Origin of the sequence: Phormidium sp. FACHB-1136 (assembly GCF_014697375.1) — a bacterium.
Taxonomy (GTDB): Bacteria; Cyanobacteriota; Cyanobacteriia; order Phormidesmidales; family Phormidesmidaceae; genus Nodosilinea.
Genome location: NZ_JACJRS010000060.1, coordinates 1 through 17,290 on the forward strand (window position 1 = coordinate 1; position 17,290 = coordinate 17,290).

The following is a 17,290-nucleotide window of genomic DNA, read 5'->3' on the forward strand; positions in this document are numbered from 1 at the left end:
AGCACTCGATGATAACGCTGAAATTGGGGGTCATTGGCTAGCCCCATCACCCGCAGCACTTGGCTCACCGTGCGTTTCCCAGGAGCCAACAGCGCTCCCATCACCAGCGTTAGCGCTTGAGGCCACACCCGCTGTGAAAACAAGGGCGCAAACGCTATCATCATCGACATAAATTCCATCGCAGCAAGTTCCTCAGACCCTCATCTGAATTCTGCTTGCTGCTTTCCTTTTTGGATCAAATGGATAAAGTCGAGCTGAGTGAAGGCCGTTTTGGAATGGTCGCGCAGTGGTTGGATATCTCAAATAGCCGTTCCCCTTCATTCTAGAATTGGCGCTTTCCACAATTCGCAAGCAGGACTTCCTCTAGACGTAAAAATTAAACTCCCCAAACCATTACTTACCCTAGCGGTGATTTACTCTGTTGAAACACTAGCCTACGGCGACCTAGGGCTTCCGTCAGCGGCAAGTGTTAACTTAGATGAAGTATGCTGAGGGCGTCATGGTGACTGCGGCACGGGCCAATCCTGAAACCAAAACCTGGCAATGGCAGGGGTTTTCCATTCGCTACCAGCAGGTGGGTAACGAGGGTGTGCCCATCCTTTGTATCCATGGCTTTGGGGCCTCTAGCGACCACTGGCGCAAGAATTTGCCCACCTATGGGCAACCGCACCAAGGCCAGTCTTACCGAGCCTACGCCATTGACCTGATCGGCTTTGGCCTTTCTGACAAGCCCACCCCCGGCCAGCCCCTCACCTACAGCTTTGAAACCTGGGGCCAGCAAATCATCGGCTTTTGCCGCGAGGTGATCGGTCAGCCCGCCTACCTAGTGGCCAACTCCATCGGCTGCGTGGTGGCCATGCAGGCAGCAGTGGATGCCCCCGCCGAGGTGCTTGGCCTTGTGATGATGGACTGTTCCCTGCGGCTCTTGCACGAACGGCGACGCGATCAAATTCCCTGGCACCAGCGGGTGAGCACGCCCCTGGTTCAACAACTGCTGGGCTATCCAGCGGTGGGACGCTTTTTCTTTAGCCGCATCGCCCGCCCCTCGGTGATTCGCAATCTACTAAAGCAGGCTTACCACGATCACACCGCCGTCACAGACGAGTTGGTAACCGCGATTCTCACCCCCGCCCAAACCCCCGGAGCCGCCGATGTGTTTTTGGCCTTCGTGCGCTATTCCCAAGGGCCGTTACCAGAGGATTTGCTGCCGCACCTCTCCTGCCCCGCCTGGCTGATCTGGGGACAGGCCGATCCCTGGGAGCCCGTGGCCCTGGGCCGCACCCTGGCCGAATATCCCGCCGTAAAAGCCATGGTGGAACTGCCCAACGTGGGCCATTGTCCCCAGGATGAAGCTCCTGGCCAAGTGAACCCCCTGGTCATGGACTGGATCACCTCGGATCTAGCCGCATCCAATCCTACTGGAGTCCCATCGCCCCCAACTTCAATCGGCCTACCTCAATCTGACCAACCGTAGGGGGGAGGTTCTCTCGCCCTCTCGATCTATCAAAAGGCTACGGGCTGAAAGTCGTCGGGTACTGTGAGTTCAAACACCTCGTCTTGGATGCGGGCAACATAAAGCCCCTCCTGCATCGCCTGCTCCCGTAGGGCATCCGACATATCAACGGCGGCTAAAATGCCAAAGACTTGCTTATCCCGGTGTTCAGGGAAGAATTCCCGAAAGCGCTGTAGCTGGGTTTTGAGCTGTCCCAAGGATGATTCGCGGGCATGGCTTTTGACTTCCACAATGTAAGCCTGATTGATCGGCCCATTGGCATAGGCGAGAACGTCTAATTCCATATGTTGCCCCACCTTGCTGACCCGCACGCTGGGGCTAATGACCTCCATACCAAACCGATGCCGCAGGATGGTTTCCATGGACGGTAGCGCCAAACCTTCGGTGAAGCTGCCGAATTTAGCGCCTAACCCACCAATCTGTTTACCGAGTTCTTTAATCTGACGGTCGGTTTCCTGCATCCGACGGTCGGTTTCCTGCATCCGACGGTCGGTTTCCTGCATCCGACGGTCGGTTTCTTTGAACTGAAGGGCAGTTTCTTGAAACTTGCGATCCGTTTCTTGGAAGAGGCGAAGAATATCGTCGTAGGTGGGCTGTGGGGTGGCCATGGGGGATTGGGAGGGTAGGGGTTGGTTATTGGCTATTGGGTTACCAGGTCTTGGGGGTAAAGGTGGAGTCGTTGAGGAGGGTGACGCTGTCGCCAGATTGGGCCATGACGAAGAGACCTTGGCGGTAGGCATAACGGTCGGCCCCGGACTCGATGCCGATACCTGCCACGGCTCCGTAGAGTTGCATAGCGGCGTATTCGGGAAAAAAGACGGAAAACCGCTCTAGGTCAACGATGAAATCCTTGACATCGGGGACGCTGAGACTACTTTTCACTTCTACGGCCAAGACATGACCTTGGTTCACCACCAGAACATCAATTTCCAACGTATCCCCTTGCCGTCGCCGCTTCACCCGCTGGCTCACTTGGTCAACCGGAATGCCTCGATCTAAGAAAATCCGTTCACAGGCCGGGGCTACCAGATCTTCGACAAAACGCCCCCAAGCACCACCCAATTCACCGATTTGCTTGCTGACCTGTTGGTTGATGCGGCGGTTTTCCTGAATAGCGGCATGGAGCTTACGATCCGTTTCTTTCAACTGAAGATCGGTCTCCTGAAACCTACGGTCAGTCTCTTGGAACTTACGGTCAGTCTCTTGGAACTTACGGTCAGTTTCTTGGAACTTACGGTCAGTTTCTTGGAACTTACGGTCAGTTTCTTGAAAAAGCCGCAGGATGTCTTCATAGGTGGGTTGCGGGGTGGCCATGGTGGGCAGAAGGCGTCATGAAAAGTAGTTTATGTGTATTGTAGCAGGGGCAACGCGGATGGATTCACTGGCCGTCCAGCCTGACTTATCCCTCGGTCGCTAGGTGGGGGGAGACTCCTAGGCTGTGTAAGGCCCAAGCTAGCCCTAGGCCAGCTAGGGCTAGTAGCGTCATACAGAACCAGGTCTTGCGGGTAGAAAAGTTGGCAATTAGCATGTCAACGCGGGTAAGCAGAGTGACGGCCACCAGCAGCGACAGGTAGGAAAACATTCGAAATCGAGTGACCGCCGCCACCGCTAGGGAGGCTGTGACCAAGGCCATCACCACATAGCCGAGGTCGGACTGAAACCCCGTTAACAGAAGGCGACGGCAGGTTTTCCAGCAAACGGTACACAGAGCGGCAAAAATTACCGCAAAACCGACACTCCAGCCCCAGGCCCACAGGGATGCCTGAATGCTGTGTAAAAATCCGCCGTAGGTCATGTAGGCCGCCATCAGCAGCACCGACGACAGCCAGGGATTTTCTAGTCGCTGCCCTGCCTGTCCACGGATCGGTTGCTTGCTAACCGACGGCTTTGCCATGGTTCTTACCCTGCCCTTACCAGCAGTCTACACCACAACTCTAAGGGACAAAGAACCCTAAACGATGAAGCCCGCCCCCTCAACGGGAAGCGGGCTATTCAACACCACAGGGAACAACCAACGAATCAGGGCTGACCTGACATCCAGGGTTGCAGGGGGAAAGATTACCATGGGATCGAAATCCAGCAACCGGATCGGCCCCCAAGCTTTTGGGATAGAAACTAGCCCACAAAGGCCAGACGAGGCTCGGACACGCCAGCGGACTCGGTTCCCTTCAGGTAGGCCAGCATGGTGTCTGCGTCGGACACTTCAAAGGGGTCGATGGGGCAGTTATCGCCGAAGTCGGGCTCTACGAAGATCTTCTCGATGTTGCCATCGTTGACCAGCATGGAGTAGCGCCAGGAGCGCAGACCAAAGCCCAGGTTGGACTTGTCCACCAGCATCCCCATCTTGCGGGTGAATTCGCCGTTGCCATCGGGCAGCAGGAAGACGTTCTTCGCGCCGATTTTCAGACCCCACTGGAACATGACGAAGGCATCGTTCACAGACACGCAGATGATGGTGTCCACGCCTTGGGCCTTGAACTCTTCGTAGAGTTCTTCGTAGCGGGGCAGATGGTTGGAGGAGCAGGTAGGGGTGAAGGCACCGGGTAGGGAGAACACCACCACTTTCTTACCACCGAAGATTTCCTGGGTGGTCAGATCTTGCCAGCGGTAGGGGTTAGACCCACCCACGGACTCGTCCCGCACACGGGTCTTGAACACCACATCAGGCACACGTTCGATAACGCCCATAATTACCTCTTGAACAATACTGAACTGCGTTTCCAGCCCTCGGCTGTACTTGAGACCTAGCCGCCCCTCTTCCTGATGCCTTGCCCTTTGAGCAGACACTATAGGGAGGTCAACTAAGCCCTAAATCAGAATAGTTCTGATTTAAGAATTTTTCAATAAGCATAATCACTTATTAAACTGATCGTATCTTAGACCACGGTCGCTCCTAAGTAAACGTGTTACTGTATGAAACGTAGTCGTATGCACCAGAGGTATAAGGGGAAGTTCTCCCTTCAGACAAGCGCCTGGGCTGGAGATAGGTAGCAATGCAGCAACACAGTGAGGATATTGTTCAAACCCTGAAGGCTAGGGGGCTACGTGTGACACCCCAGCGCTTTGCGGTGTATGCCAACCTGCTCCATCGCTACGACCACCCCACCGCCGAAGACATCCTTAACGACCTCAATCAAGACGCCCCCACCTCCTCCCAGGCCACGGTCTACAGTTCCCTGCAAGCTCTGCGCGAGGTCAATCTAGTGCGCGAGGTGCTGCTGGAGGAAGGCGTCCGCCGCTACGATGCCAACGTTGAACCTCACCATCACTTTCGCTGTAAAACCTGTGGATCCATTGCCGATATTCCCTGGGAATCCCTATCCCACATCGATCTCAGCCGCCTTAGCTCCCGCTGGAAAGTGGAGGGCTATGAGGTGACGGTGCATGGTGTGTGTGATTGCTGCCAAATTGAAGCAGATTAGCTCGGCAACCTTGTTCACAAGAAAGTTAACCTTGTCCATAAGAAAAAGGAGCAGTGGTCGGGCCACTACTCCTTTTTTACGACGATATTTAACCCAAGATCCCCATGCCTCACCCGGTTGGGGAGGGCCAGGAAATCCCGCCCCTACGTTTGACGGATTGGGAATCGGTGAGAGATCAGGTGGGGATGTAGTTATGAATTACCCGCCCAAGGCGACTACTTCTTTTTCTTTTTCTTGGCGGTACCCGATGCACTGGACTCTGGTTTAGCCTCGGCTTCTTCTACTGACACCGTAACATTGCCGACTCGAATAACGGCCGAGACACCGGACTCTGGTTTAGCCTCGGCTTCGGCGGGGGATTCCTCGTCGGGAGTAGGATTATTCCGGCCAGCTTGGGCGGCCACTTCAGCGGCAAAGTCAACCTCTTGCTTCTCGATGCCTTCGCCCAGCACAAAGCGCACAAAGCGACGCACCTGAATGTTCTCGCCCAGTTGAGAAATGGTTTGCTTCACTAACTCTTCAACGGAGATATTTTGATCTTTGATGTAGGGTTGATCCATCAAAGACAACTCCTTCAGGCGCTTTTGAATACGGCCCTCTGCGATTTTCTCGCGCATGGCTTCGGGCTTGTTAGCCAGGTCATCGCGGCCCATTTCGATGGACTTTTCCTTGGCAATAATATCTGCCGGAATTTCATCCGACTTCACGTATTCCACATTGGGGCAGGCGGCGATTTGCATAGCAATGTCACGAACCAGGGCTTTGAACTCATCCCGACGGGCGACAAAGTCGGTTTCGCAGTTCACTTCTACGAGCACACCAATGCGATCCCCGGTGTGAATGTATTGACCAATAATGCCCTCGGCGGCTACTCGACCCTCTTTTTTAGAGGCCGAGGCGATGCCCTTTTGCCGTAGCCACTCAATGGATTTTTCGATGTCGCCATCGTTTTCCTTGAGGGCTTTTTTGCAGTCCATCATCCCTGCGCCGGTTTTATCGCGCAGGTCTTTCACAAGCTTCGCAGAAATTTCTGCCATGGGTTTCTAACGTCCTAACGCGCTCATCAAAAAACAACACACCTAAAGTCCCCTAGGGGACTACGGAGAAGGGCAGCACCGCAAAAGCCTGCCCTTACCCAGCTTAAACCGCTAGGGCCACCTTACTCGTCATCGCCATCGGCGGCGGGCGCATCATACTCGTCGTCATCGTAGCCTTCGTACATATCGTCGTCGTCACTGCTGACGGACTGGCCACCGTGGGAGCCTTCGTAGATGGCGTCGGCCAGTTTGCCCAGGATCAGCTTGATGGAACGAATCGCGTCGTCGTTACCGGGGATGGGTACATCGACGAGGTCGGGATCGCAATTGGTGTCTAGCAGGGAGATGATGGGGATGCCCAGCTTGTGGCACTCGGAAACGGCGTTGTATTCCCGCTTGATGTCTACGATGATGGCCACATCGGGGACCCGACGCATGGTTTTAATCCCGCCTAGGTACTTTTGCAGCTTCTCTAGTTCCCGACGCAGCACCGCCGCTTCTTTCTTGGGGCGTAGCTCGATGGCTCCGGTTTCCTCCATGCGCTCTAGCTCTTTCAGACGGTCGGCGCGGGATTTGATTGTGGCCCAGTTGGTGAGCATTCCGCCCAGCCAGCGCTGGTTGACATAGTGGGATCCGCAGCGGGTGGCCTCTTGGGCAACGATGCCAGCGGCTTGGCGCTTGGTGCCGATGAACAGAAACTTCTGGCCCTTTTCGGCGGCGGAACGGGTGAAGGCGTAGGCTTCTTCGATGAGCTGGGCGGTTTGCACCAGGTCAATAATGTGAACGCCGTTGCGGGAGGTGAAGATGTATTGATCCATCTTCGGGTTCCAGCGGCGGGTCTGGTGCCCAAAATGGACGCCAGATTCTAGTAGCTCAGGGAGCGTAATCACGGGCATGAATGGTTCTCCTTTCGGGTTTAGCCACCATCCGAATCTGCTTCCAACCTGGGAAGACCCGAAATTTCGGATGTGCGATTTTGACAACTTTTCTAGGGTAGCACAGTAGAGGACACAAAAACGGTTACCCTCGTTTAGCACGGGTGCCGCGATGGCGTTTGAAGCTCAGGTTGACTACCAGATTGAGCCCTCGGCGTAGGTAGGGCAGGTACCCGATCCACCGTTGAAAGGTGGTGTACTGGTGGCGCAGGTGTTGTAGTTTCTGGCGGGGTAGATCCAGATCGGTTGCAGTCATTTTGGATAGGGTCTGGGATAGTTCCTGCTCCCAGAGGGCGAGGGCGTCGGCTAGGGTAGCCCAGGATTGCCGCCAGCGCCACAGGCGTAGAGATAGATACAGCCCGCCCAGGGCAATGCTGCCATTGACTGCCACCACCGCTACCACAAGACGGTTCACAACTACGTTCTCACCGTAAGATGAATGGCTAAATGATAGCGGTATTTGGCGGGGCGATCTGGGGTAAGTTCTGGCTGGATCGGCCCTGGCTGCTAGACGGCAAAAAAGGGGAAAGCCATGGTGCAGACGATGTCAAAGACCCTAGAGGTGGATCCCCAGCGGGGCATTGATCAGCCTTCGGGGCGACCCCATCTACCCTACAGAACCCTAACGGCGGCGCTGGTGGCGGCCCAGGGCAATGCCTTGATTAAGCTGGCTCCGGGAACTTACAGCGCCGAATCTGGGGAGCGCTTTCCGCTACTGATTGGGGATCGAGTGGTGATAATGGGGCAGGAAACCACCCAGGGGGACGGCATTGTCATCACTGGGGGTGGAGCGGTGCCGGGGGATGGGGCAATCTCGGCGGCGCTGGTAGTGGAGGACCAGGCCCAGGTGCGGGGGGTGACGATCCAGAATCCTCAGGGGGTGGGGGTTTTGGTGCGGAGTGGGGTGCCCCTGGTGCGGGCCTGTCGGCTGAGCCAGTGTGGGCAGGCGGGGGTGCAGGTGATGGGCATGGCCAGTCCATTAATTCTACAGGTACGCGGCGATCAGATGGCCGGGGTGGGTCTGCTGCTGCTGGAGCAGGCGAAGGGTGAGATCCGCGATTGCACCCTGCAACGCTGCAATATGGGTATTCATATCCTGGGGGCCGCTGCGCCCCTGCTGACGGATAACCACTGTGCCAACAACCAAACCGGGATGCGGGTGGCCGGAACCGCCAGCCCAGTCCTGAGGCAGAACCGACTGGTGCAAAACCAGCAGTGGGGGCTATTGGTGCAGGAGCGGGGCCAACCCGACCTCGGTCAACCCGGCGAAGCCGCCAACAATACCCTGCGCCACAACCGCCAGGGCGACCTTCGCAACGACACGGGCCAAACCCTGGTGACGGTGGGGAATGACCTATTACCCCAGGCTCTGGTTGGCCCGGTGACCCTAGCCCCCAGCCAGGTTCCCGACCCCGCCGCCGTACCGCCGCTACTGTTAGATCGGGCCGAAACAGCGCCCGTGATTGCCCCGTCTGCGCCCCCAGAACCGCCTGCTCCGCCCCCGGTGGTGAGTCGGTTTGTGGATCTTCAGGGCCATTGGGCGGCGGCCTACATTGAGGCTCTGGCCGACCGCAACTTGGCCAAGGGCTTTACCGATGGCACCTATCGCCCCAACGACATCATCACCCGATCCCAGTTTGCCGCCCTGGTGGCGAGTTGCTATGGCAGTCGCCCCTTTGTGCGCAATACCAGCGAATTTCTGGATGTCCCCCGTAGTTTCTGGGCCTACCGTGCCATTGATATGGCCCAGCGCCAGGGGTTTGTCAGCGGCTACCCCGACCAAACCTATCGCCCCAGCCAGCCCATGACCCGCGTGCAGGCGATAGTGGCGGTGGTCAATGGTCTGGGTCTGCCCGATGCCCCCGCCAGCGCCCTAGGCCGCTATGCCGACCGGGCTCAAATTCCCAGCTACGCCATGTCGCCCCTCAGTGCTGCGACCCAGGCCGGATTGATCATCAACTATCCCGACGCCGACCAACTCCGACCCCAGGATCCCATGACCCGCGCCGAGGTGTCGGTGCTGATCTACCAGGGTCTCGTGGCCCTGGGCCACGCCCCTCGGCTCACCGGGGCCGACCCTACGCCCCCACCCCCGCCCCTCGTCCAGGGATCCTTCGCCGACATTCAGAGCCACTGGGCGCAGGACTTTATCCAAGGCTTGCTCAATTTAGACTTGGTGCGGGGCCAAAGCGATGGCCAGTTCTACCCCGATCAAGCCATGACCCGCGCCCAGTTTGCTGCCCTAGTGACAGCGGCCTTCCAGCCAGCCCCACGATTGAATGCCCAGCCCTTTTCCGATGTGCCCGCCCACCACTGGGCCGCCAACGCCATCCAAATGGCCTGCCGAGGGGGCTTCTTGGCCGGGTTCCCAGACGGCACCTTTGCCCCTAACCACGCCGTACTACGGCTCCAGGTCTGGCTGGCCCTGGTCAATGGTCTGGCCCTGGTCAACGATCATGCCGTCAAGCTCTATGTCGTCAACCACTATCAAGATCGGGGCATGATTCCTGGGTATGCCCTGGAAGCGGTAGCCTTGGCCACCCAGTTGGGCCTCGTAGTGAACATGCCCGACCTAACTCAACTTAACCCCCACCGCGCCGCTAGTCGGGCGGATATTGCCGCTGCCGTGTACCAAACCCTGGTCTACCAGCGGCGAATCCCTCCCCTAGACCATCCCTACATTGTGCGGATTTAAGCGTGGACAATAAACGATAAAAGCAAATTCTATAGCGGTTCTCGATAGAGTGGGATACACCGTTGCCGGGTTCTAGATCCCCCCAGTGCCTAGCGGTCTAAGGCTCACTCTGTACCCCCCTTGAGAAGGGGGCAGGGGGGGGATCATCGCAGTGTACTTCAACCGAGTGAAATCCACTATAAATGGGCATTTTCTGGCATCAAAAAGCGATTTTCAAAAATGAATAAAAAATGAATTATTCCCGACTTAATATCCCACATGATGCAGAAATGGCGGCTGAAATCTAAGTCTAAAAAACATGGTATTCTAACTCCTAGAGGAGAAGACCATGAACCCACTGACTGGATTTACCGCCGCTCTACTGCTGATTACCCTGTCAGAAATTGGGGATAAAACTTTTTTTATCGGCATGATTTTAGCCACCCGTCACCCCCGTCGCTGGGTGTTTCTGGGGGTAACAATGGCCCTATTCTTGATGACCGTTTTGTCGGTGGCCATTGGGCAAGTGGCAACGCTTTTCCCTCCGGTGGTGGTGAATGGGTTGACCGTGGCTCTGTTTTTGGGGTTTGGCCTGAAGCTGCTCTACGATGCCCTGCAAATGAAGGGGCCAGGTAGCCTTGAAGATGAGCAGGTTGAAGCCCTAGAGGCGGTCGAAAAGCGGGAACAGGCGGTGGCGGTGAACACCAATCGAGCCGTGGTGATCGAAGCGTTTGCCCTGACCTTTGTGGCGGAATGGGGGGATCGTACCCAACTGGCCACCATTGCCCTGGCGGCGGCTCAGCATCCTGTGGGGGTCGTGCTGGGAGCGACCCTCGGCCATGCCATTTGCGCGGCCATTGCGGTGGTCTGCGGCAAACTGGTGGCGGGGCGCATTTCAGAACGCTGGCTCACTTTAATCGGCGGTCTGCTCTTTATCCTGTTTGGCATCATCGCCGCCATTGAACGGTTTGGCCCCTAGGACAACTCCCATTTGTTGCCCCCCGATATGAACGGACGGGGAGACCCCGCCCCTACGGTTGGTTGGGCTGGGAAGCGGGGTTTTCTGATTCAGAGGTGGGGTCAGAGGTGGCTGGTGCCCAGTCTTTAATCGCCCAGGTGCTGGCATCCCAGGGGGTGAAATCAACCCCATCCAGGCGGTCGGCCACGGCATTGGCCATAGCCCGATGTACCACGGGAATCACCGCCACATCGGTGGAGAGCAGGCGGTTCATACGCTGAAACAGTTCGGTGCGTTTTTCGGGATCCAGTTCAGTTTTGGCTTGATCCAGCAGGCGGTCGTATTCGGGGTTGCAGTAGCGGGCGTTGTTGGGTTTCTGCCACTGATTGGCCTGGGAGGCGATTTTGTCGCAGCTCCACCAGCCCATATAGGTGCTGGGGTCGGGGCTTTCGTTGCCGATGGCGTAGATCTGCATATCGGCATAGAAGTGATTGAGGCTATTGATATCCTCAGGGTTGGCGGAGAAAAACTCATCCACCCGCACGCGGGATACCTGCACGTCCAACCCCAGTTGCTTCAGGCTCTCGGCCACAATGGCTTGGGTTTGTTGGCGCACGGGGTTCACCGAGGCCTGAAACAGCACTTCTAGGGGCACCCCATCCCGGTCGCGGATACTGTCGCCGTCGGTATCGACCCAGCCCGCCTGTTCGAGCAAGAGTTTTGCTTTCACAAGATTGTATTCGTAGGCCAGGTCTGGGGTTTGGTAGATCGCTGGGGCCACCAAAAGCTGGGCCGTGGGTTGGCCCGCTGGCCCATAGAGCTGTTCGGCAATGGTGTCTCGGTCGATGGCTAGGTTGATGGCCTGCCGCACCCGCCAATCGCTGAAGTAGGGGTGGGGCACCTGGGCGCTGGCCCGCTCCCCCGATTCAGTGCGCACGAAGGGGTTGGCGAAGTTCACCATAATCCGCTCCACCTGTGCCCCAAACAGGTAGGAGATTTGGCCCAGGGCAACCTCGGTTTTGAGGGCGGCGAGGGCGTCGGCTTCCACCTGGAGGTTATGGGCAAAGTCGGCGCTGCCCCGTTGCAGAACTTCCCTGGCGGCGGCGTAGGGCGCAATCCCCCCCTGAAGTTCCACCCGTTTAAATGCGGGTGTTCCGTCCCAGTAGTTGGCATTGGCTGTGTAGATTACCGTCCCCGGATCAAACCCGATGGCTTGATAGGGGCCAGTGCCCACGGGCTGAAGGTTAGTGGGGGCTTCGCGGGCATTGAGGCCGTTGTAGTCGGCATAGCGATGCTGGGGCAAAATCATCCCCGTCTGTCCGGTGAAGGGAACCGACCAGGCCGGAGTGGGGGCTTTGAAGGTGATTTTGACCCGATGGTCGTCCAAGGCTTCCACCGATTCCACGGTTTCGTAGTACTGGGCTGTGGCCGCAGCGACCTCCGGGTTGCGAATGAACTCGAAGGTAAACACCACATCCTCGGCGGTGAAGGGCTCCCCATCGGCCCAGGTCACGTCCCGGCGCAGCGTCCAGATGACGCTGGTGCCGTCCTCCGCCAGCCCCCCGTTGGCTTCCGTTGGAATGTCCGCCGCCAAAAAGGGTACGAGTTCGCCCGCCTGGTTATAGCTGGCTAGGGGTTCGTAGCTGAGGCGGGCCGCTTCAAAGTCTTGGTAGCCTGTGGCCAAGTGGGGGTTGAGGGTGATGACGGATCGCCCATAGAGCAACCGCAGGGTGTCGGGATCGCGTTGGGCGGCGGCGAGGCTGGCCTCGGTTTCAGATCCGGTAGATCCATCCTCCATCGCCGCAGGGCTACAGGCCACCGCCCCCAACAACGACAGGCTGGCGGCCACAGTAACCGCAATACGGACTCCAGATTTCAACATAACCGCGCCAAATCGATACCAAATATACAGAATACAGATCAGCGTAGAGCAATCAAGCCAAGTAGACGGCCAACCCAATCGCCAACCCAGCCGCTCAATGTCCCTCGGACGTAGACCAGAAGGGGCAAGTTCCCCAGACCGATCCCATTCCCTCATCCAGCCCAATACCAACCCATGATCCCAACAATCCACGGCCATGCATTCATGCACAGGAGAGAGAACCATCAGACTCCGTCATCGCGATGAGAAGAGCGTCAAGCCCATTTGAGATGACCTGTCTTACCCGTAGGTCTGAAGTTGGAAAAACAAGGTGACTCTGTTTTTACCTCTGCCCCGCACAACAATGCACTCCTATAAAGTGCTGTGGTAGGCCCACCGAGGCGGTTCCCTAATCGTCTGGAACCCTAATCGTCTGGAAACTGCCAGCAGGGAATGTGCTCCACCCGAAGGCTACCACAGGCACAGGATCCTTCGTCGTCGGAGGCCATCCAGGTGGCATCGCAGTCCCGACAGTGGCAGAGCACATTGTTCAAATTCGCTTGGGCTAAACCAAACCGCCAGCGTTCCAGTTCTTCGGGGGTAAAGTGGGTCGGAGGATCGGCCATGGTTCAACGAAGTTTAGAGGGACATCCCTACCATGGGATCGTCCGTGGGATCGGACTCTGGCGACGATGATCTGACCTGGGGAACAATGCCCAGACTGTCGCGGCTATTGGTTAGCACCTCTACAGCCCGCTTTAACTTGGCTTCTAGATAGCGCTTTTGATCCACCAACTGACGCAGTTTTTGATGGCGGGCAATGGCCAAACTGAGGGTAGACACCTGCTCTGGGGGGCAGGGTATACATTGCAAGTGGCCATCGGCATTGAGGCTACACAACCGATAGCTAGGGGCCACTGCCGATGCCTCTGGGGAGGCCGAAGCCGGAACCTCGTGGCCCAGGGACTCGCAAAGCTGATCCACATAGCCGGAAAGGGCTTGGGGGTCAGCGTGGCGCAGTAGCGCAGCGGCATCCTGGGTCTGGGCTGGGGGCGCACTGTCCATGGTTTCCAACCAGCCATCGACAATGGGCCCTTCCAGGTACAAATCCTGGATCATCTGCACCGTTTGCCGCAGCTCGCTGTGCCAGCTTTCTACCGCCCCATGAACATCCTGAAGCACCTTGAGGGCCAGGGCTGGATTGGCATCGTGGCGATGACGGCTAAAAATAGGACGTTTGCTTTTGATTTCAGGAGAAATCAGCGTTGGATCGCCGAGGGGTAAAGACAACCCTTGACTCCCCCTTTCCCCTGAGTACTGGGGATTGGCGGTTGCCCTAGACCGGAGATCGAAGGAAACCGGCTTTTGAAGTGGACGCAGCGGCAGAGGGCCAACGGCTTCGGGGGCAGTGGGCCGGGAGGGCTCAAGATTGGGCAAACTGGCCATGGCAATAGGAAATAATGAGGCCGGAAGAACAAGACCGAAAACGGTAGTACCGGAGCAAAAATGACCCTTGGTGGTAGGCACCACCTAGAAGCCAAACCCTATGAACAATTTATACCTGAATTCATCGGTTCCGCGCCACTCAATCCCAAGGGGCACCCCATAAAAAAATAGGTACAAGCGATCTATATTTTGGCCCCATTGCCCATGACTTCGGCCTACATCAAGTGGTCAATAATTACCGCAGAGATCGCTGAAAAGAGCGTAATGCCGAGACCCACAAAGGGATTTTGTCCCTGGCTGACGGCTAAGGTGGTAATCACACCTGCCCCCAGGGCGGCGATGGCAATGGCGCTAATCCAGTCTTTTTGTACGTTATGCATGGGTGTTATTGGCGAGTAATGATAGCAGGGAGTTAATAACGCGAAAAACCCATAGGAATCTGGGGATGGGGAACGAGATCCAACCAATCGATAGGCCCAATCCCAACCTTCCCCCAATTCGCCTAGGGCGTTCCAGTTTTTGAGACCCCGAATCTATCACTCTGGCCAGCGCAAAATCGCCCGTCGGCCAAAAAACGCAACCAAGCTTTAGGGTTAGTCAAAATAGTTAACATTTCCCCAGGAAAAATTTGGGCCTCTGCCCGCCATCGTTGGGCCACCCATAATTGGCATCGACGCCATCTTGCCCATCCCATTCCTGGCATCCCGCAAACCGGGCACATCCCAGATCGGCAAGATCCCCTTCCTCAGGGGGCACAATCAAATCCTGGATACAAAATCCTTGATACAATGGGATCTGAGTTTTTCTAGGTAAGGGTTCTCCATGCTCAAGCGCTCCCACTTCGACAGTACGCAAATTATGCGCCGCAGCGAGGAACTCATCCGGGCCGCGTCCAATCGCTATCGAATTACGGTACAGGTGGCCAATCGTGCCCAGCGTCGTCGGTTTGAGGATTTCGAGAACTACGAAGACCCCAAAATGAAACCCGTCCTCCGCGCCATCATCGAAATGTCTGACGAGCTGACCCAGCCGGAAATCATCGGCGAGTAGATCATCGACAGCCCCTAGCCGGAACTCATCACCCATGGGACAACGGGCCATGCAAGAAGGGGAAGGCTGGCGAATCGGCTGGGATGGTGAGGCAACCCACTATCCAGGTTTGCTAGGGGGTGCCCATTGGGCAATGGAGTTAACCGCTCCAGAGTTCCAGGAGATCTGTCGTCTAGCACAGCAGTTGGCCCAGCAAATGCAGGCCATGGCCGATGTGCTAATGGATGAAGAGAGCCTGACCTGCGATGCCGAGTCTGACCTTGCTTGGGTGGAGGTGAACGGGTTCCCCAACGCCTTTACGCTGCGGTTTATTCTGCAATCCGGGCGGCGCTGTGAGGGGGCTTGGGATATTGCCGCCACAGGCCCACTGCTGCGGGCCATGGATACGGTGTTCACGCAGCCTTTTTAGGGATTCCATGCAGCCCTTTTGGATGAACGGTATGACTCTCCAGGGTGGAGCGGGTTATTGAGGAGAACGGTAAATGGCCTACGAATTGGAAAAACAGGTAGCGGTGGCAGCGGTGCGGCAGGCGGCGCAGTTGTGCGAGACCGTGCGCCAAACCCTGGTGCCCGAAGCCATCGAAAAAAATGACAAAAGCCCGGTGACCGTGGCCGACTTCGGTGCCCAGGCGATCATCTGTCGGGCCTTGGCCGAAGCGTTTCCCCAGGATGCGGTCGTAGGAGAAGAGGACGCCGCCGCCCTGCGCCAACCGGAGATGGCTGGCCCCCTAGCGACGGTGACCGCTCAAGTGCAGCAACACCTTGCCACCGCCACCGCCGAGGACGTGCTGACCTGGATTGACCACGGCAACGGCACGGTTTCTTCCCGCTATTGGACGTTGGATCCCATTGATGGCACCAAGGGCTTTTTGCGCGGCGACCAGTACGCCATTGCCCTAGCCCTGGTGGAAAATGGCGACCTCAAAGTAGGGGTGCTGGGTTGTCCCTATTTAAGTTTCGACGGCGGCGACCGAGGACTGCTATTCGTGGCGGTTCGCGGCGAGGGGGCGATGATGATGCCCCTAGCTGGGGGAGATCCCCAACCCTTGCAGGTGGTGCAAGATCCCCAGTCGGATCGGTTCCGGTTTGTGGAAAGCGTGGAATCTGGTCATGGCAACCAAAGCCAGCAAAATGCCATGGCCCAGGCGGTGGGGATTCAGTCCCCCTCCATGGGGATGGATAGCCAAGCCAAGTATGCTGCTGTGGCCGCTGGGCAGGCCGCGCTATACCTGCGTTTGCCCTCCCCCAAAACCCCCGACTACCGAGAAAAAATTTGGGATCATGCCGCTGGAACCCTTGTGGTGCAAGAGGCTGGGGGCTGCGTGACGGATATGCACGGCAAACCCCTAGACTTTAGCCAATCCGCTCGGCTTGAGGACAATCGCGGCGTTGTGGTGAGTAATGGCACTATCCATGCCGAGGTGCTAGCGGCTTTGGCGACCCATCCCACCGAGTCCTAGGCCGACAAACCGTAGGGGCGAGGTCTCCTCGCCCGCTGATACCGTGGGTAAGTAAGCCAGATTTAGTATGAATCAACTACATCAAGCCCCCTATTTTGGGGTTTAACGTCTTAATTAAAACCCCTCTTCCAACCGAGGGAGAGGGGCTGAGGGTACGGACTGGTGGCCGTTTTGATTGGCTGAGCTTACGCGAATTAGATCGTCGAGGCCACTGCGGTGGCAAGTTCCTGGTTGCGGTCTTCGATCACCTTGTCGATCAGGCCGTAGGCGGCGGCTTCTTCGGCGGACATGAAGTAGTCGCGGTCGGTGTCTTTTTCAATTTGTTCGATGGGTTTCCCGGTGTGGCGGGCCATCATTTCGTTCAGTTCCTGGCGCACCCGCAGGATTTCCTTGGCCTCAATGGCAATGTCGCTGGCCTGGAGGCGTTGCCGTCCGGTGCCGCCCATGGGTTGGTGGATCATAATCCGGGAGTGGGGCAGGGCCAACCGTTTACCGGGGCTACCCGCCGCCAGGAGGAAGGCTCCCATGGACGCCGCCAAACCGAGGCAGATCGTCACCACATCAGACTTGATGTACTGCATGGTGTCGTAGATGGCCATGCCCGCTGTTACCGAGCCACCGGGGGAGTTGATATAGAGGTAGATGGGCTTACTGTTATCGTCGGAGTCGAGGTACAGCATGGCCGCCACAATGGAATTGGCCAGGGTATCGGTGACTTCCTGACCCAGGAAGATGATGCGCTCCTGGTTGAGGCGGGTGTAGATGTCTACCCACTGGCTGTATTGGCTACCGGGCAGACGATAGGGAACCTTGGGAGTACCGATGGGCATAGCGTTTTTGCAACCTTAAAACGAGAAACAACGTAGGTTTTGAAAAATTCCGACAATTCGGTTTCTGTAGGAGGGGTTAGCGCAGCGTAACCCATTCTGAATCG

18 protein-coding genes and 1 pseudogene are annotated in these 17,290 nt (G+C 57.1%); 7 read left to right on the forward strand and 12 right to left on the reverse strand.

Annotated elements, in window-relative coordinates:
- Positions 1–478: 478 nt before the first annotated feature.
- Positions 479–1,474 carry an alpha/beta fold hydrolase gene (locus tag H6G62_RS16970; protein WP_242052136.1) on the forward strand — a complete coding sequence of 332 codons (996 nt, stop codon included), beginning with the start codon at positions 479–481 and terminating at the stop codon, positions 1,472–1,474.
- A gap of 29 nt (positions 1,475–1,503) precedes the next feature.
- Here H6G62_RS16970 and H6G62_RS16975 read toward each other — a convergent pair whose 3' ends face one another.
- The 4 genes from H6G62_RS16975 to H6G62_RS16990 all read right to left on the reverse strand — a co-directional run bounded on the left by H6G62_RS16975 (position 1,504) and on the right by H6G62_RS16990 (position 4,201).
- On the reverse strand, positions 1,504–2,121 hold the full coding sequence (locus H6G62_RS16975) for a DUF3782 domain-containing protein (protein ID WP_190497259.1): 618 nt from the start codon (positions 2,119–2,121) through the stop codon (positions 1,504–1,506).
- A 40-nt stretch (positions 2,122–2,161) separates the two neighbouring features.
- Complete coding sequence (locus H6G62_RS16980; protein WP_190497260.1) at positions 2,162–2,827, reverse strand: DUF3782 domain-containing protein; 666 nt, start codon at positions 2,825–2,827, stop codon at positions 2,162–2,164.
- Between the two features lie 85 nt (positions 2,828–2,912).
- Positions 2,913–3,407: a hypothetical protein gene (locus H6G62_RS16985; protein ID WP_190497262.1), complete on the reverse strand. Its 495-nt coding sequence runs from the start codon at positions 3,405–3,407 to the stop codon at positions 2,913–2,915.
- Positions 3,408–3,628: 221 nt separating this feature from the next.
- Entirely contained in the window at positions 3,629–4,201 is a 573-nt protein-coding gene (locus tag H6G62_RS16990; RefSeq protein WP_190497264.1) for a peroxiredoxin, read from the reverse strand.
- Between the two features lie 305 nt (positions 4,202–4,506).
- Here H6G62_RS16990 and H6G62_RS16995 point away from each other — a divergent pair, with 305 nt between their 5' ends.
- Positions 4,507–4,935, forward strand: coding sequence for a Fur family transcriptional regulator (locus H6G62_RS16995; RefSeq protein ID WP_190497266.1), 429 nt, complete (start codon positions 4,507–4,509; stop codon positions 4,933–4,935).
- A gap of 392 nt (positions 4,936–5,327) precedes the next feature.
- On the opposite strand, the pseudogene tsf reads toward H6G62_RS16995, so the two are convergent.
- The 3 genes and pseudogenes from tsf to H6G62_RS17010 all read right to left on the reverse strand — a co-directional run.
- A pseudogene (gene tsf / locus H6G62_RS17000) lies at positions 5,328–5,972 on the reverse strand (translation elongation factor Ts); the annotation flags it as partial.
- 122 nt (positions 5,973–6,094) lie between these two features.
- Positions 6,095–6,868, reverse strand: a complete 774-nt coding sequence (rpsB, locus tag H6G62_RS17005; protein WP_190497270.1) for a 30S ribosomal protein S2 — start codon at positions 6,866–6,868, stop codon at positions 6,095–6,097.
- A gap of 124 nt (positions 6,869–6,992) precedes the next feature.
- A complete protein-coding gene (locus H6G62_RS17010; RefSeq protein WP_190497272.1) occupies positions 6,993–7,322 on the reverse strand; it encodes a hypothetical protein in 330 nt (109 codons plus the stop codon).
- 117 nt (positions 7,323–7,439) lie between these two features.
- Here H6G62_RS17010 and H6G62_RS17015 point away from each other — a divergent pair, with 117 nt between their 5' ends.
- Together H6G62_RS17015 and H6G62_RS17020 are read left to right on the forward strand one after the other, a co-directional pair.
- Positions 7,440–9,602 (forward strand): S-layer homology domain-containing protein, encoded by a 2,163-nt coding sequence (locus H6G62_RS17015; protein WP_190497274.1) that lies wholly within the window; start codon positions 7,440–7,442, stop codon positions 9,600–9,602.
- Between the two features lie 328 nt (positions 9,603–9,930).
- Complete coding sequence (locus H6G62_RS17020) at positions 9,931–10,560, forward strand: TMEM165/GDT1 family protein (protein ID WP_190497276.1); 630 nt, start codon at positions 9,931–9,933, stop codon at positions 10,558–10,560.
- A gap of 52 nt (positions 10,561–10,612) precedes the next feature.
- Here H6G62_RS17020 and H6G62_RS17025 read toward each other — a convergent pair whose 3' ends face one another.
- The 4 genes from H6G62_RS17025 to H6G62_RS17040 form a co-directional block, all read right to left on the reverse strand.
- Entirely contained in the window at positions 10,613–12,421 is a 1,809-nt protein-coding gene (locus H6G62_RS17025) for a peptide ABC transporter substrate-binding protein (RefSeq protein WP_190497278.1), read from the reverse strand.
- Positions 12,422–12,825: 404 nt separating this feature from the next.
- Positions 12,826–13,026 (reverse strand): hypothetical protein, encoded by a 201-nt coding sequence (locus H6G62_RS17030; RefSeq protein WP_190497281.1) that lies wholly within the window; start codon positions 13,024–13,026, stop codon positions 12,826–12,828.
- A 13-nt stretch (positions 13,027–13,039) separates the two neighbouring features.
- Positions 13,040–13,690, reverse strand: coding sequence for a hypothetical protein (locus tag H6G62_RS17035; protein ID WP_190497283.1), 651 nt, complete (start codon positions 13,688–13,690; stop codon positions 13,040–13,042).
- Between the two features lie 371 nt (positions 13,691–14,061).
- Positions 14,062–14,226 carry a hypothetical protein gene (locus tag H6G62_RS17040; protein ID WP_190497285.1) on the reverse strand — a complete coding sequence of 55 codons (165 nt, stop codon included), beginning with the start codon at positions 14,224–14,226 and terminating at the stop codon, positions 14,062–14,064.
- Positions 14,227–14,668: 442 nt separating this feature from the next.
- Here H6G62_RS17040 and H6G62_RS17045 point away from each other — a divergent pair, with 442 nt between their 5' ends.
- The 3 genes from H6G62_RS17045 to H6G62_RS17055 all read left to right on the forward strand — a co-directional run bounded on the left by H6G62_RS17045 (position 14,669) and on the right by H6G62_RS17055 (position 16,356).
- The gene (locus H6G62_RS17045) at positions 14,669–14,896 is read left to right on the forward strand and encodes a DNA-directed RNA polymerase subunit omega (RefSeq protein ID WP_190497288.1); all 228 of its coding nucleotides are present in this window, start codon (positions 14,669–14,671) and stop codon (positions 14,894–14,896) included.
- A 34-nt stretch (positions 14,897–14,930) separates the two neighbouring features.
- Positions 14,931–15,305 (forward strand): DUF1818 family protein, encoded by a 375-nt coding sequence (locus H6G62_RS17050; RefSeq protein ID WP_190497290.1) that lies wholly within the window; start codon positions 14,931–14,933, stop codon positions 15,303–15,305.
- Positions 15,306–15,378: 73 nt separating this feature from the next.
- The gene (locus H6G62_RS17055) at positions 15,379–16,356 is read left to right on the forward strand and encodes a 3'(2'),5'-bisphosphate nucleotidase (protein WP_190497291.1); all 978 of its coding nucleotides are present in this window, start codon (positions 15,379–15,381) and stop codon (positions 16,354–16,356) included.
- A gap of 194 nt (positions 16,357–16,550) precedes the next feature.
- On the opposite strand, the gene H6G62_RS17060 is transcribed toward H6G62_RS17055, so the two are convergent.
- A complete protein-coding gene (locus H6G62_RS17060; RefSeq protein WP_190497293.1) occupies positions 16,551–17,186 on the reverse strand; it encodes an ATP-dependent Clp protease proteolytic subunit in 636 nt (211 codons plus the stop codon).
- Positions 17,187–17,290: the final 104 nt, after the last annotated feature.